This window comes from Sphingomonas sp. SP1 (assembly GCF_058313395.1).
On sequence record NZ_JBZFLC010000001.1, the window covers coordinates 1,871,872 to 1,884,459 of the forward strand.

Annotated in this window: 11 protein-coding genes and 1 riboswitch; of the genes, 6 read left to right on the forward strand and 5 right to left on the reverse strand. The window is 62.8% G+C overall.

The genetic code is table 11. The features are described 5' to 3' along the window. Positions 1-105: 105 nt before the first annotated feature. Both AC4GYS_RS09490 and AC4GYS_RS09495 read left to right on the forward strand, forming a co-directional pair. Entirely contained in the window at positions 106-2,229 is a 2,124-nt protein-coding gene (locus AC4GYS_RS09490) for a TonB-dependent receptor (protein WP_491108838.1), read from the forward strand. A gap of 19 nt (positions 2,230-2,248) precedes the next feature. Beyond that, complete coding sequence (locus AC4GYS_RS09495; RefSeq protein ID WP_491108839.1) at positions 2,249-3,466, forward strand: acyl-CoA dehydrogenase; 1,218 nt, start codon at positions 2,249-2,251, stop codon at positions 3,464-3,466. A 13-nt stretch (positions 3,467-3,479) separates the two neighbouring features. Here AC4GYS_RS09495 and AC4GYS_RS09500 read toward each other — a convergent pair whose 3' ends face one another. After that, entirely contained in the window at positions 3,480-4,016 is a 537-nt protein-coding gene (locus tag AC4GYS_RS09500) for a GNAT family N-acetyltransferase (protein WP_491108840.1), read from the reverse strand. Positions 4,017-4,035: 19 nt separating this feature from the next. Continuing rightward, positions 4,036-4,266, reverse strand: a complete 231-nt coding sequence (rpmE, locus tag AC4GYS_RS09505; protein ID WP_491108841.1) for a 50S ribosomal protein L31 — start codon at positions 4,264-4,266, stop codon at positions 4,036-4,038. A 101-nt stretch (positions 4,267-4,367) separates the two neighbouring features. Next, positions 4,368-4,508, forward strand: a riboswitch (cobalamin riboswitch). Between the two features lie 103 nt (positions 4,509-4,611). Between rpmE and AC4GYS_RS09510 the strand changes: the two genes are divergently transcribed. The 4 genes from AC4GYS_RS09510 to AC4GYS_RS09525 are packed head-to-tail and all read left to right on the forward strand — an operon-like array spanning position 4,612 to position 8,852. After that, positions 4,612-6,465: a TonB-dependent receptor plug domain-containing protein gene (locus AC4GYS_RS09510; RefSeq protein WP_491108842.1), complete on the forward strand. Its 1,854-nt coding sequence runs from the start codon at positions 4,612-4,614 to the stop codon at positions 6,463-6,465. Continuing rightward, positions 6,434-7,189, forward strand: a complete 756-nt coding sequence (locus AC4GYS_RS09515; protein ID WP_491108843.1) for an ABC transporter substrate-binding protein — start codon at positions 6,434-6,436, stop codon at positions 7,187-7,189. Before AC4GYS_RS09510 ends, AC4GYS_RS09515 begins: the two co-directional genes overlap by 32 nt. Beyond that, a complete protein-coding gene (locus AC4GYS_RS09520; RefSeq protein ID WP_491108844.1) occupies positions 7,186-8,151 on the forward strand; it encodes a FecCD family ABC transporter permease in 966 nt (321 codons plus the stop codon). The genes AC4GYS_RS09515 and AC4GYS_RS09520 overlap by 4 nt, the downstream gene beginning before the upstream one ends. After that, positions 8,148-8,852, forward strand: a complete 705-nt coding sequence (locus AC4GYS_RS09525; RefSeq protein ID WP_491108845.1) for an ATP-binding cassette domain-containing protein — start codon at positions 8,148-8,150, stop codon at positions 8,850-8,852. The genes AC4GYS_RS09520 and AC4GYS_RS09525 overlap by 4 nt, the downstream gene beginning before the upstream one ends. Here the strand turns inward: AC4GYS_RS09525 and fabZ are convergent. Genes fabZ through bamA form a run of 3 tightly spaced genes read right to left on the reverse strand, consistent with a single transcriptional unit; the run spans position 8,849 to position 12,572 of the window. Next, positions 8,849-9,331, reverse strand: coding sequence for a 3-hydroxyacyl-ACP dehydratase FabZ (fabZ, locus tag AC4GYS_RS09530; RefSeq protein WP_491108846.1), 483 nt, complete (start codon positions 9,329-9,331; stop codon positions 8,849-8,851). The genes AC4GYS_RS09525 and fabZ overlap by 4 nt on opposite strands. 8 nt (positions 9,332-9,339) lie before the next feature. Beyond that, the gene (locus tag AC4GYS_RS09535; protein WP_491108847.1) at positions 9,340-9,927 is read right to left on the reverse strand and encodes an OmpH family outer membrane protein; all 588 of its coding nucleotides are present in this window, start codon (positions 9,925-9,927) and stop codon (positions 9,340-9,342) included. Continuing rightward, complete coding sequence (gene bamA, locus AC4GYS_RS09540; RefSeq protein WP_491108848.1) at positions 9,927-12,572, reverse strand: outer membrane protein assembly factor BamA; 2,646 nt, start codon at positions 12,570-12,572, stop codon at positions 9,927-9,929. The genes AC4GYS_RS09535 and bamA overlap by 1 nt, the downstream gene beginning before the upstream one ends. Between the last annotated feature and the right edge of the window lie 16 nt (positions 12,573-12,588).

The following is a 12,588-nucleotide window of genomic DNA, read 5'->3' on the forward strand; positions in this document are numbered from 1 at the left end:
TCACCGCCGCCGTTGAACGACATAGTCCGCTGTTCGATCGGACCGTTCGTCGGTTGGTCGAGCAGCGCTCGCCACAATTGTAGCGCCGACTAAAGGATTGCCCTCATGCAGGGCATCATCACTCGCTTTTTGTCGGGAGCAGCAGCGTTGGCGTTGCTACCGACCGCGGCCGTCGCGCAGACGCAGGCCAGCCGCACCACTACCTATGAGGCAGCCTTCTTCTCCGGATTCGCTCCGCGGTCCGCACTGGATGTGGCCCGCCGCGTGCCCGGGTTCAGCCTCGATCTCGGCAACAGCGATGTGCGCGGGTTCGCGGCTGCCGCGGGAAACGTCGTCATCAACGGCGCACGGCCCAGCTCGAAATCCGAATCGCTTGAAACCACCCTCGCCCGCATACCCGCCAGCCGAGTCGTCCGGGTCGAGCTTGGCCCGGGTGACCTCTACGGCGCCGAATATACCGGCAAGAGCCAGGTGTTGAACGTCGTGCTGTCGGCCGATGGCGGAATCGATGGCAATGTCACTGCCGCCGCGCGCCGCATCTGGACGGGCTACATCAATACCGACCTTTCCGGCTCCGCGCTGATCAAGCATGGCGCGTCGACCATCAACCTGTCGGCGGGGACCGGCCGCAATCGGCAGGTGGAGGAAGGGTTCGACCGGGTGACCTTCCTGCCCTCCGGCGACCTCAAGGAATATCGCCGCAAGACGAATATCTACTTCAACCACGATCCCTATATTTCCGCGAGCTGGGCGCTGGAGCGGGCACAGGACAACGCCGTTCGGGTGAACGGGCGATGGCAGCCCAGCCGCTTCGATCTGGAGCAGGAGAATCGTGTCGCTCCCGCAGCGATCGGTCCCAATCGCGACGACAGCCTTTTCCAGAAATATCGGACGCCGGTGATCGAGGTGGGCGGCGACATTACCCGCCCCCTTGCCGGCGGAGCGCTCAAGTTCGTGGCACTCGCCAACCGGCGCAAACGGGACAATTTCGATGCGGCCGTTCAACGCGACGGCTTGCTCCGCAACGATCCGAATGTCGTCGGCGGCTTTGAACAAACGCAGCGTGCCAAGCTGAACGAAACGCTCGGGCGGATTAGCTGGTCACGATCGGATCTTCTGGGCTTCTCGTTCGAGGCCGGCGGCGAGGCGGTTGTGAATACGCTCGATTACAAGCTGCTGCTATTCGAGATTGACGAATTCGGCGACAAGATCCGCGTGGACCTTCCGCTCGACGATGCGCGCGTGAAGGAAAAGCGCGGCGAGGTTTACGTGAATCTTGGCCGCAACCTGTCACCCAGGCTGCGGGTGGATGCCGGCCTCAATTATGAATTCTCGAACCTGGTTGTCACCGGTGACACGCAGGCGGAGCGCTCGCTCAGGTTTCTGAAGCCCAGCATCACTCTCGACTGGAAACCGGGCGGCAACTGGCGCGGGCAGATTTCCATCCGGCGCACGGTTGCCCAACTCGACTTCTTCGATTTCATCAGCGTCGCCGAATTGTCCAACGACCGTGTTACCGGTGGTAATGCCAACCTCCTGCCGCAACGGGCTTGGGAAGTTCGAGGCACGATCGAGAAACCGATTCTCGGCGACGGCTTGATCAAGCTCGACGCCGGACTCGATCGTATCTCCGACCTGCAGGACATCATACTGACCGAAGAAGGCTTCAGCGCCCCGGGGAATATCGGCACCGGCAAACGGCGCTTCGTCTCGCTGCAAATCGACGCGCCGTTGGACCGATTGGGCCTGAAGGGGGTGCGGGTGAAGCTCAACGGCCAGTTGCAGCGGACCCGGGTCCTCGATCCGATCTCGGGACTCGTTCGAAACTTCAGCGATTTCTATCCGGATTGGGAATGGGGTTTCGAGGCGCGTCGAGACGTCGGACGCTGGTCCTACGGAATCAATGTCAACGACCGGGATCGCTTCGCCTTCTTCCGGGCGAACGAGATCGATGAAAACTTCAACGGCGGTCCTTACGGCACCGCATTCGTCGAATACCGACCGTCGGCTCGAACGTCCCTGACCTTCGATATCGACAACCTGTTCGATACGACCGGCGAGCGCGAACGGACATTCTACTTTCCCAATCGCTCGAATTCGCAACCGAACGAGTTCGAGCGGCGCGTAAGAAACCGGCATGTCAGCTTTGGCGTAACCCTCAAGCAGACGTTCGGCGGGGCGAGTGGTGGCACGAAGACGGACGGCGGCGGGGGTGGCGGAATAAGCTGACCAACGCTAAATGCACGGCATGCTTAAGACGCCGGATCATGCCAAGGGCCATGAGCCCACCTTGCTGCCATTCGATTGGAAGGACCCCTTCGGTCTTGACGAGCAGCTGACCGAAGACGAGCGGATGGTCCGGGACACGGCCGAAGGCTATGCGCAGGAAAGTCTCCAGCCGCGTGTGACCGAGGCTTACCTCAACGAAAGCTTCGATCGCGAGATCATGCGTGAGATGGGCCAGCTTGGCCTGCTGGGCGCAACCATTCCGACCGAATATGGCGGCGCCGGCCTTGGCTACGTCAGCTACGGTCTGATCGGTCGGGCAGTGGAGCGGGTCGACAGCGGCTACCGGTCGGCCATGTCGGTGCAGAGCTCGCTCGTCATGTACCCGATCCATGCCTATGGTTCGGAGGAGCAGCGGCGCAAGTATCTTCCCGGGCTTGCCTCGGGCGAGTTGGTCGGCTGCTTCGGTCTGACCGAGCCGGATGCCGGCTCCGATCCGGGCGGAATGCGGACGCGAGCAGACAAGATCGACGGCGGCTACCGGATTTCCGGAGCCAAGATGTGGATCACCAATTCTCCGATCGCGGATGTGTTCGTCGTTTGGGCCAAGTCGGAAGCGCACGGCGGCAAGATTCGTGGGTTCGTGCTCGAAAAGGGCATGAAGGGCCTGACGGCTCCGCAGGTAAAGCAGAAGCTGTCGCTGCGAGCTTCGATCACCGGCGAAATCGTGATGGACGGGGTGGAAGTCGGTGGAGATGCGCTGCTACCAAATGTGGAAGGCCTGAAAGGCCCCTTCGGCTGCCTCAATCGCGCCCGCTATGGCATCGGCTGGGGCGCGATGGGCGCGGCAGAGGCCTGTTTTCATGCAGCGCGTCAATATACGCTTGACCGGAAACAGTTCGGTCGCCCCCTCGCCGCCACCCAGCTCGTGCAGCTGAAGCTTGCCAACATGGTGACGGAGATCACTCTTGGGCTGCAGGCGGCGCTGCGCGTCGGCCGGCGCCTGGAGGACGGCGAGTTGGTTCCCGAGACGATCAGCCTCATCAAGCGGAACAACGTCGGCAAAGCGCTCGATATCGCGCGGATGGCGCGCGACATGCATGGCGGGAATGGCATTAGTGCCGAATTCCAGGTCATGCGGCACGCACTGAACCTGGAAACGGTGAACACCTATGAAGGCACGCATGATGTGCATGCCCTGATCCTTGGGCGAGCCATCACGGGTCTGGCCGCCTTCTGATCGCTAGCGCGAATTAGGTCCAGGCAGGCCGCCGAAGCACGATGGTCGGGCCGCCGTAATCCACTTCACCGACCCGTTCAAAGCCCAGCCTTTCCGCCAGGCGGAAACTGGGCGCGTTCGCGGCCGCAATGATCGCCCAGATGACGGTCGGCGAAAGGGTGGTCTCGGCCCATCGCAAAGCAGCCTGGCAAGCTTCCTGTGCCATGCCCTGACCGTGGGTTTCGCTCGCGAAGATCCAGCCCATCTCGGGATCATCGCCGAACTGCGGTTCGAAGTTGCGCCAGGCAGTGAACAGGCCGACGTTGCCGATCAGCTTGCCGTCCTCCGATCGCTCCACCGCCCATCCGCCGAAGCCGTTCATCGTCCAGTTGCCGACGGCCGCGCACATTCGCCGCCAGCATTCCTCCTGTCCCATCGGCTCCGGTCCGAAGTGGCGATGGACAGCAGGCTCCTGCAAAATGGCGTGGTAGGGACGAAAGTCCTCGCGCCGCCAGCCGCGCAAACGAAGCCGCCCGGTCTCCAGGGTCGGAGCCGGGCGGCCAGTATGCACTTCGCTGAAGGAAATGAGCTTACTTCTTGCCGAGGGTCAGCCCACCGAAACGCTTGTTGAAGCGCGCGACCTGGCCGCCCGCGTCGAGCAGCTTGCTGTTGCCGCCGGTCCACGCCGGGTGGGCGGTCGGATCGATGTCGAGGTGCAGCGAGTCGCCTTCCTTGCCCCAGGTCGAACGGGTCTGGAACTTGGTCCCGTCGGTCATCTCGACGGTGATGAAATGGTAGTCCGGGTGAGTCCCGCTCTTCATGGCCGTATCCTTTAAAAAATGGCTGGTTCCGACCAGCCTGAAGGTGTCGCGCGCCCCTAGCGGAGACGCCTCCGCTTGACAAGGTACGGGTGGTGGGACGACAGGCGGTCCAGAGCCAGGGTCCGACGGTCAAGGCTGTCGGAGCAAAAAGGAAGCCGGTGCGAAGCCGGCGCTGTGCCCGCAACTGTAACCACCCTTTTCGTGGGTGGGAGTCAGACACTTGCCCCGGCTCGTCGTCCGTTCATTCGCCCGGGTCCAGGCGAACGACGTGGCTGTCCGGCAACCTTGCAGGTGCGCCGGACGCACCTCCGTGACGACGGTTGAAGTCGTAACGGAGCAGATTTTATGTTTTTCGCAGACCACCCTCCCCCGCCTCCGATCGAACAGTCGGTGATCGTCACCGCATCGCGCGCACCCCAGGCTCAGGACGACAGCGCCGCCAGCGTCACCCTGGTCGACGACAAGCGCATCGAGCGTTTGGGTGAGCCTTTGTTGAGCTCGGCCCTACGGTTGGTTCCCTCCGCCTCGCTGGCGGTCTCCGGGCCAGCGGGCTCCCAGTCGCAACTCCGCATCCGCGGTGCGGAGGCAAATCATACCCTTCTGTTTGTCGATGGGATCAGGGCCAACGATCCTGCCGCCGGAAACGAGCCTCGGCTCGAGCTGCTCAATGCCGACCTGGGCGACAGCCTTGAGGTCGTGCGCGGGCCGCAGTCGGCGTTGTGGGGTGCGGATGCGATTGGCGGCGTCGTCGCCGTCCGCTCGGGCAGATTTCGTGGCATGCAGGCGTCATTGGAGGGCGGCTCGCACGGATATTACCGGCTGTCCGCCAAAGCCGGCCTCGCCAACAACGACATCGACGTGAACATCGCCGCCGGCACCCAACGCGCCCCCGGCATCAATGCTTTTGCCAGCGGCCCAGGCGACAGAGATGGCTACTTGAACCGGGCAGGTCGGATCAGCGCAGCCTACCGGCCCGCGCCAGGGCTGGAACTCGATGCCAGCGGCTTTGCGGTTTTCAGTCGATCGGAGTTCGACGGCATCGATCCGCTGAGCTTCCGGCGAGCCGATACGCGGGACGAAAGTTCGAATAGCCTTGGCGCCGGTCGGCTTTCGGCCCGCTACGAAGAAGATGGCTGGCGCATCACGGCTGCCCTCTCCGCCCTTCATTCCCGCAATCGCAATCGTCTGCCAGATGAGGAGCAGAACAGAACCTCGGCCAGCCGGACCGTCGGTCAATTGCAGGTCGAACGATCGTTCAGCACCGGCGCCATCCACCACAAATTGATCGTCGCCGGCGAAGCATCGGGCGAGCGTTTCGTTGCGCGCGACACGGTCTACGGCGGCTTGTCCGATCAAAGTCGAGATCGGGGACAAGCGGCCATCACCGCGGAATGGCGGGCCGAGGCAGGATCACTAATCGCCGACTTCACCCTTCGCCGCGACCGGTTCAATCGGTTCCGCGATGCCACGACCCGAAGGGGCGCTCTGCTGGTGAAGCTGGACCACGGGTGGTCGGCCACTGTTTCCTATGGCGAGGGCATCGCGCAGCCGAGTTTCTTCGACCTCTATGGCTTTCTTCCCGGCAGCTTCGAAGGAAATCCCGCACTTCGTCCTGAGCGCTCGCGCGGTTTCGAAGCAGGCATTCGCTACGCCGCCAGAGCCTTTCGCGGGTCCGCCGTATTCTATCGTCAGCGGCTGTCGGATGAGATCATCACGGTGTTTGATCCGGTCAGCTTTAACTCAACCACTGCCAACGGCGGTGGGGCCAGCAAGCGTAGCGGCATCGAACTTGAAGCCCACTGGTTTCGCTCGGATCTATTAAGGTTGTCGGCAACATACGCTTTTCTGCGTGCGAGTGAGCGGACGGACCGCCTTGGTCGGGCGATCAAAGAGCTGCGACGACCCCGGCACAGCGGCAGCGTCGCCGCCGATGGGGCGATGGGAAAGTTCAGCTATGGCGCCGCACTCACTTTCACCGGCGACCGGTCTGATCAGGACTTCGATATCTTCCCCGCCCCGACCGTACGCCTGGCGCGCTATTGGTTGGCTGGCGGACGGGTCGCTTACCAGGTCAGCGACGGCATTCAGATATTCGCCAGACTGACGAACGCGCTTGATCAAGATGCGCGGGACGTGGTCGGTTATCGCACGGAAGGGAGGAGCGCCTATGCCGGCCTTCGGCTTGGCTTTGGCGGCTAACGCTGCCGTCCGGGCTGCCTCGCTCAACCTGTGCACGGATGAATATTTGCTCATGTTGGCAGACAGGGAGATGGTCGTCAGCGTCAGCCATCTATCTCGCGATCCCAACGAGTCCGCGCTTTGGCGGCAGGCGCGTGGCATCTCCGGAAACAATGGATCGGTCGAGTCCGTGCTTCGGCACCGGCCTACTCTGGTGCTGACAATGGGGGGGAGTGGTCGCGACACGCTGGCGATTGCGCGCCGGTTAGGAATCCAGGTCGTCGATCTGCCATACCCCGGCAGCATCGCCGAAGTGCAGCGGCAAGCATTTCAGGTCGCCGCTTTGCTTAGGCAATCGAAGCGGGCGAAAAACTATCAGCAGCAGCTCGACAGGATGCGCCGGCAACGTCCTTTACGACTGAAGGACGCCGCCTTTATTTCCGGGCGCGGTTTGTCCCTGTCGCCGCAATCGCTCGGCGCACAATGGATGGCCTTAGCCGGATTTCGGCAACGGTCGCTGCCCAATGGCCGACTTGATCTCGAGACGCTCGCAACAGCCCCGCCCAAATGGCTGATCCGCAGTGATTATCGCAGCCAGCAATTCGATCGCGGCCAAGCCTGGTTGGCACATCCATTCGTCCGGCGGCTGGCCCAGCGCACGATATCCACCGACGGCCGCCGTTGGACCTGTGGAGGTCTGCCGATGATAGCCGAGGCAAACCGATTGCGCGGGGCTGGGTCGTGAGACCCATTGTTTTCATCTCATTCGCTGCCGCCATGGCCCTCGCGCTATTAATGTTGACCCTGCCCCTGACTTCGCTGGTCGAAATCTACGAAGTCGATCCGGTACTGGCCCGTGACGTGGTCGTGCAGTTGCGGCTGCCGCGGGTGCTTCTTGCTCTCGGTTACGGGGCGACGCTGGGGATCACCGGGGCCGCGCTTCAAGGTTTGTTCGCCAATCCCTTGGCTTCGCCCGACATTACTGGAGGAAGCAGCGGGGCGGCGCTGGGGGCGGTCCTGGGCGGATACTGGCTCGGCTTTACCCAGCCACTGGCCCTGGCCGCCTGCGGTTCGGCCGGAGCGATCATTGCATTGGGCTTGCTATTGCTCCTTGCCGGGCGTCGCGCGGACACTCCGACCCTGCTTCTTGCTGGCCTTGGCATCAGTCTGGCGGCAGGTGCGGCAACCAGCCTGGCCCTTGCCCTCGCCCCCTCCCCCTTTGCATTCTACGACAGCTTCGAGTGGTTGATGGGCAGCCTGGTCGATCGCAGCCTTGCGCAGGCCGCCGTTGCCCTTGTTCCGGCGCTGGCGGCATCCCTTCTGTTGGTTGCTCGCAGTCGGACCATCGATCTGCTGGTGCTTGGGGAAGATGTCGCCGCATCCATGGGTGTTCGCCCAGAGCGATTGAGGCTGGAGATCATCATAGCCAGCGCCATCGCGGTCGGCGCGTGCGTGTCGGTGTGCGGCGCAGTGGGTTTCGTTGGTCTGGTGGCGCCAGTGATCGCACGAAGCTTCACCTCCGGGCATCCGGGACGTGCGCTCGTGCTTGCCGGCGCGATGGGCGGCGCGTTTCTGCTGTTGGCAGATCTGCTGACCCGCATCGCACCATTGGGACGCAGCGTGCCGCTCGGAGTAATCACCGCAACGGTCGGCGTGCCGATCTTCCTGTGGGTTTTGCTTCGGATGCGCTGGAGGCTTGCAGCTTGACCGTCCTGCTTTCAGTCCGCGACGTTGCATTACAAGGTCGCTTGGAGCGCACCAGCTTTGAGGTAAGCGCCGGCTCGATGACGGCGGTGATCGGACCGAACGGAAGCGGGAAGACCAGTTTGCTTCGTGCGCTCGCCGGGGTCGAGTGTTCCTCTGGAAAGGTTCTGGTCGCCGGTGAAGATATTTATCGCGCGCAGCCGGCCAGACGGCGTCAGCTCGTCTCCTTCCTGCCTGCCAGTCGCGAGGTCGTCTGGCCGATAGCGGTCGAGGACATCATTGCTCTTGGCCTACCGGCGCCCGACGCCGCACGTGCCTCGAAGCTAATGCATGAGTTGGACTTGGACCAATTGCGAAATCGGGCAATTGATCGATTGTCGACCGGCGAGCGCGCGCGCGCGTTACTGGCCCGCGCGCTCGCAGGGCGTTCGCGCGTGCTGCTGCTCGATGAACCCTTGTCGAATCTCGACCCGTATCATGTTCTAAACACACTGCGGGTGCTGCGTCAGGCGACCAGCGAAGGCGCGGCCGCGTTGGTCTCCGTCCATGACCTTTCAACGCTCAGCGCGTTCGACCACGTCCTTTTGATGTCGCGGGGAAAGGCCATCCCGGGGGAGACGGGGCGAGACATTCTGACAAGCCGCGAATTCCGGTCAGCGTTCCGGGTCCGCCCTGCGGGCGCAGGCTGGCAATTGGCCGATTAGCCGGCCGGCGGGTCCGCGATCATCGCTGTGAAGCTGGCTTCCGCTGCCAGCTTTCCGTCGACCGACGCCCGGCCGGAAAACTTGCACACGCTGCTTCGCTTCTGGACAAACTCGACATCCAGCGTGAGCAAACAGCCTGGTTCGACGGGCGTCCTGAATTTCGCGCTTTCGATCGCCATGAAGTAGACCAGCTTGCCCGAGCCAGCGAGATCCAGGCTTTCCACCGCCAACACGCCAGCGGCCTGAGCCAATGCTTCGACAATCAGGACGCCGGGCATGATCGGCCGCCCAGGGAAATGACCCTGGAAAAAGCTCTCGTTCATTGTCACGGCCTTGATCGCCGTGATCGAACGATCGCGTTCCAACCGGGCGACCCGGTCAACTAGAAGCATCGGATAACGGTGCGGCAGCGCCGCCATGACACGGCGGATGTCGAGGCTGATTACCTCCGCCGAGGGCTGAGCGCTGCCGTCCGTCATATCGAGCCTTAGCGGCCCTGCGGACGCTGTTGCTGGGTCTGCGGAAGCGGAGTGACGCTGACCGACGGCAGCTGCTGATTGAGCTGCGCCAGCACCTCGTTGGTGATGTCGATGGTCGTCGCGGCGTAGATCGCCTGGTCGCGGGCAATCGCCAGGTTGGCGCCGCGGGCAGCTGCAACCGAACCTGTGATCGTGTTCAGACGCGCGCCGATCTGCTGATTCACATTGGCCTGCGTCGACTGCAGGTTGCGCTGCGCGGTCGCCAATTCGGTCTGGGCATTACGCTGTTGCGTTTCAAAAGCAGTGATCCGCTGCTGCAGGGCGGCATCAGGCTGCCGGCCGTTCAGGGCGTTGACCGCAGTCTGAATGGGCTGGCCAGCAGTCTGAAGCTGGGTCTGCAGTGCCTGCGCGCGGTTGCGCAGCGCGGTCTCCTGGCTCTGAAGCTGGGTCGCGGCAGCGCGACACGCGGTGCACTCGCGACCGATCCGGTCGACATCGACCACTGCAACCGCGGCAGCCGGGACCCGCTGCGCCTGTGCGCTGGCCGGGACGAGAGCAGTAGCCACAACAGCGGCAGCCAAGAACTTATTGGTCATCAGAATTGGGTTCCTACGTTGAATGAAAAGAGCTTTGTGTCGTCGCCGTCCTGCTTCAGCAACGCCTTTGCGATATCAATCCGCAACGGGCCGAAGGGCGAACGCCAGTTCACGCCGACACCGACCGACAAGCGGGGCTTGGCCGAATTACCGGCGAAGAACTCCTTGAAGCCACCGCCGATGTAATCGACGTTGAAGCCCGAGACATTCGGAGCAGCGGTAGCGCATGTCTCGCCCGCATCAAGCCGAACGGGGTTCGGCGTCGTCGGAGCAGGAGTCGTGGGCGGCGTTGTCGGAATCAGCGTGTAAGCGCAAAAGCCGGGGCTGTCCTGAAGGACGGGCCGCTTTAGCGCAAACACCGACCCGACGTCGATAAAGGCCGACGGGCGAAGCCCGAGGTTGCGAAGACCGGAGGAGACGGGCACCTCCAGCTCGATCCGACCCATGTAATAGGCCCTGCCGCCCAAAGCATCGGTCGTCTCGTCGCTGTCCGAGACCGTGGTTTCGTCTTCATATGGACGACGGATCACCCGCGGCCCAATCCCTCGCAGATCGAACCCGCGTAGCTGAGGTCCGAAGAAGCGGTCGGTGATTCGAATGGCGTCGCGGCCCACGCCCGGCGATTTCTGAAGCGGATGAATATAGCCGCCCTCGGCATGGGCGGAGAGAATGAAGCCGCCAAACGGATTCCAGTACTTTGTGCCGTCGATCCGGGTTCGCACGAAGCGCACGTCACCACCCAGGCCGGCGAAATCCTGGCCCAGGATCACTCGCTGCCCGCGAGTGGCGCGGATACCGTTCGTGTTGTCGTAAACCAGCGTGTAGCCAAGCTGCGACGTCAAGGTGCGGCCAAGCTCGTCGCAGATATAACGGCCGGCGGTGCAATCGTCGTCGCCATCCCCGTCGATGTCGCGGAAGAACGTATCCCGATCGAGGGTCAGCTTGTCGTTGTTCAGCGTGTAACGCGTCCCCAACGTGAGGAACTCATTGATCGGAAACCCGAGCCGCAATCCGCCGCCGGTGCGAACCTGGGCGTAGGTGGTGTTGCGTTCGTTGTTCACGTAATTGAAGCTGTTGTAGTCCTGCCGGTACACCTCGCCGCCAAACAGGATCTGGCGATCGAGGAAATAGGGCTCGGTGAAGCCGAGATTGATCGACTTGGAATAGCGGGAATAGTTAATCCCGGCGTTCAGGATCTGCCCCATGCCGCGGAAGTTGCTCTGCTCCACCGCCAGGCTGAGGATGAAGCGCTCGAGGCTGGAGTAGCCGGCCGAAAGCGATAGCTGACCCGTCGGTTTCTCCTCCACGTCGACGGAGAGCGCGACACGGTCCGGCGCCACCTGCGTCTGCTTGATCTCCAGGTTCTCCTGGAAGAAACCCAGGCTCTGGATACGGTCCTGGCTGCGCTTCAGGCGGATCGCGTTGAACGCGTCGCCCTCGTTCAGCCGGAATTCGCGGCGGATAACCTTGTCGCGGGTGACGGTGTTGCCGTTGATGTCGATCCGCTCGACGTAAACGCGCGGCGTCTCGGCGACCTTGAACGTGATGTCCATGGTCCGGGTCTCGGAGTTCCGATTATACTCCGGCTCGATGTCGGAAAAGGCGTAACCCAATGTCCCGGCGACTTCGCTCAGCCGGGTCACGGCATCCTCGATCGCCTTGGCGTTGAACCAGTCACCCGACTTGATCCCGACGACCGCATCGATGCTCTCGGTCTTGAGATCGCGCAGCTCGCTCTCACTCTTGACCTCGCCGAACTTGTAGCGCTCGCCTTCCTCGACCACGTAGGTAATGACGAAGTCCCGGCGGTCGGGGGTCAATTCTGCAAGTGCCGACACTACTCGAAAATCGGCATAGCCTTCCGTCAGATAGAAGGCCCGGAGCTTCTGCTGGTCGGCAGCAAGACGATCGGGGTCGTAGGTGTCGTTGGACTTGAGGAAGCCGAGAACGCCACCCGCTTCACGCGTGAACATCTCCTTGCGAAGACGATCGTCGTCATATTGCTCGTTGCCGATGATATTGATGGCGCGAACCTTGGACAGCGCACCTTCATTCACTTCGAACACGAGATCGACGCGATTCTGGTCGAGCTGCACGACCTTCGGCTCGACCCGCGCGGCGAACCGGCCCTGGCGCTTGTAAAGCTCGATGATCCGCTCGACATCCGCCCGAACCTTGGAGCGGGTGAAGATCTGTCGTGGTGCCAGCCGGATTTCCGGCAGGATCTTGTCGTCCTTCAGCCGGCGGTTGCCCTCGAGCACGATACGGTTGATGACCGGGTTTTCACGGACTACGATTACCAGGCTGCCGGTATCGGCGCCCTCGATCTGCGCGTCAGCGAACAGCTCGGTCGCGTACAGGTCCTTGATCGCCTGATCGAGCTTTTCCCCGTCATAGGGTTCGCCCGGGTTGAGATTGGAATAAGCGCGCACCGTTTCCGGCTCCAACCGCTCCGCTCCGCGAACGGAAATGGAGCGGATCACCCGCTGCGCAGGAGCGACGGCGGTCGGCGTGACCGAGGTGGGCGTGGTCGCCTGTGGCGCGGCCGCCCCGGGCTGAGCCTGCTGCTGCGTGGCGGGCCGAGGCTGCGCGACTGCTTCCTGCGCAAAGGCAGGAGCGGCCCATCCCCCAAGGATGGTGCCCATCAGCAAAGCAGCACTG

Excerpts from the sequence above, each read along its gene's own strand:
- AC4GYS_RS09490 (WP_491108838.1), top strand. The coding sequence starts at position 106 with ATGCAGGGCATCATCACTCGCTTTTTGTCGGGAGCAGCAGCGTTGGCG.
- AC4GYS_RS09495 (WP_491108839.1), top strand. The coding sequence starts at position 2,249 with ATGCTTAAGACGCCGGATCATGCCAAGGGCCATGAGCCCACCTTGCTG.
- rpmE (WP_491108841.1), bottom strand. The coding sequence starts at position 4,266 with ATGAAGAGCGGGACTCACCCGGACTACCATTTCATCACCGTCGAGATG.
- AC4GYS_RS09510 (WP_491108842.1), top strand. The coding sequence starts at position 4,612 with ATGTTTTTCGCAGACCACCCTCCCCCGCCTCCGATCGAACAGTCGGTG.
- AC4GYS_RS09515 (WP_491108843.1), top strand. The coding sequence starts at position 6,434 with ATGCCGGCCTTCGGCTTGGCTTTGGCGGCTAACGCTGCCGTCCGGGCT.
- fabZ (WP_491108846.1), bottom strand. The coding sequence starts at position 9,331 with ATGACGGACGGCAGCGCTCAGCCCTCGGCGGAGGTAATCAGCCTCGAC.
- AC4GYS_RS09535 (WP_491108847.1), bottom strand. The coding sequence starts at position 9,927 with ATGACCAATAAGTTCTTGGCTGCCGCTGTTGTGGCTACTGCTCTCGTC.
- bamA (WP_491108848.1), bottom strand. The coding sequence starts at position 12,572 with ATGGGCACCATCCTTGGGGGATGGGCCGCTCCTGCCTTTGCGCAGGAA.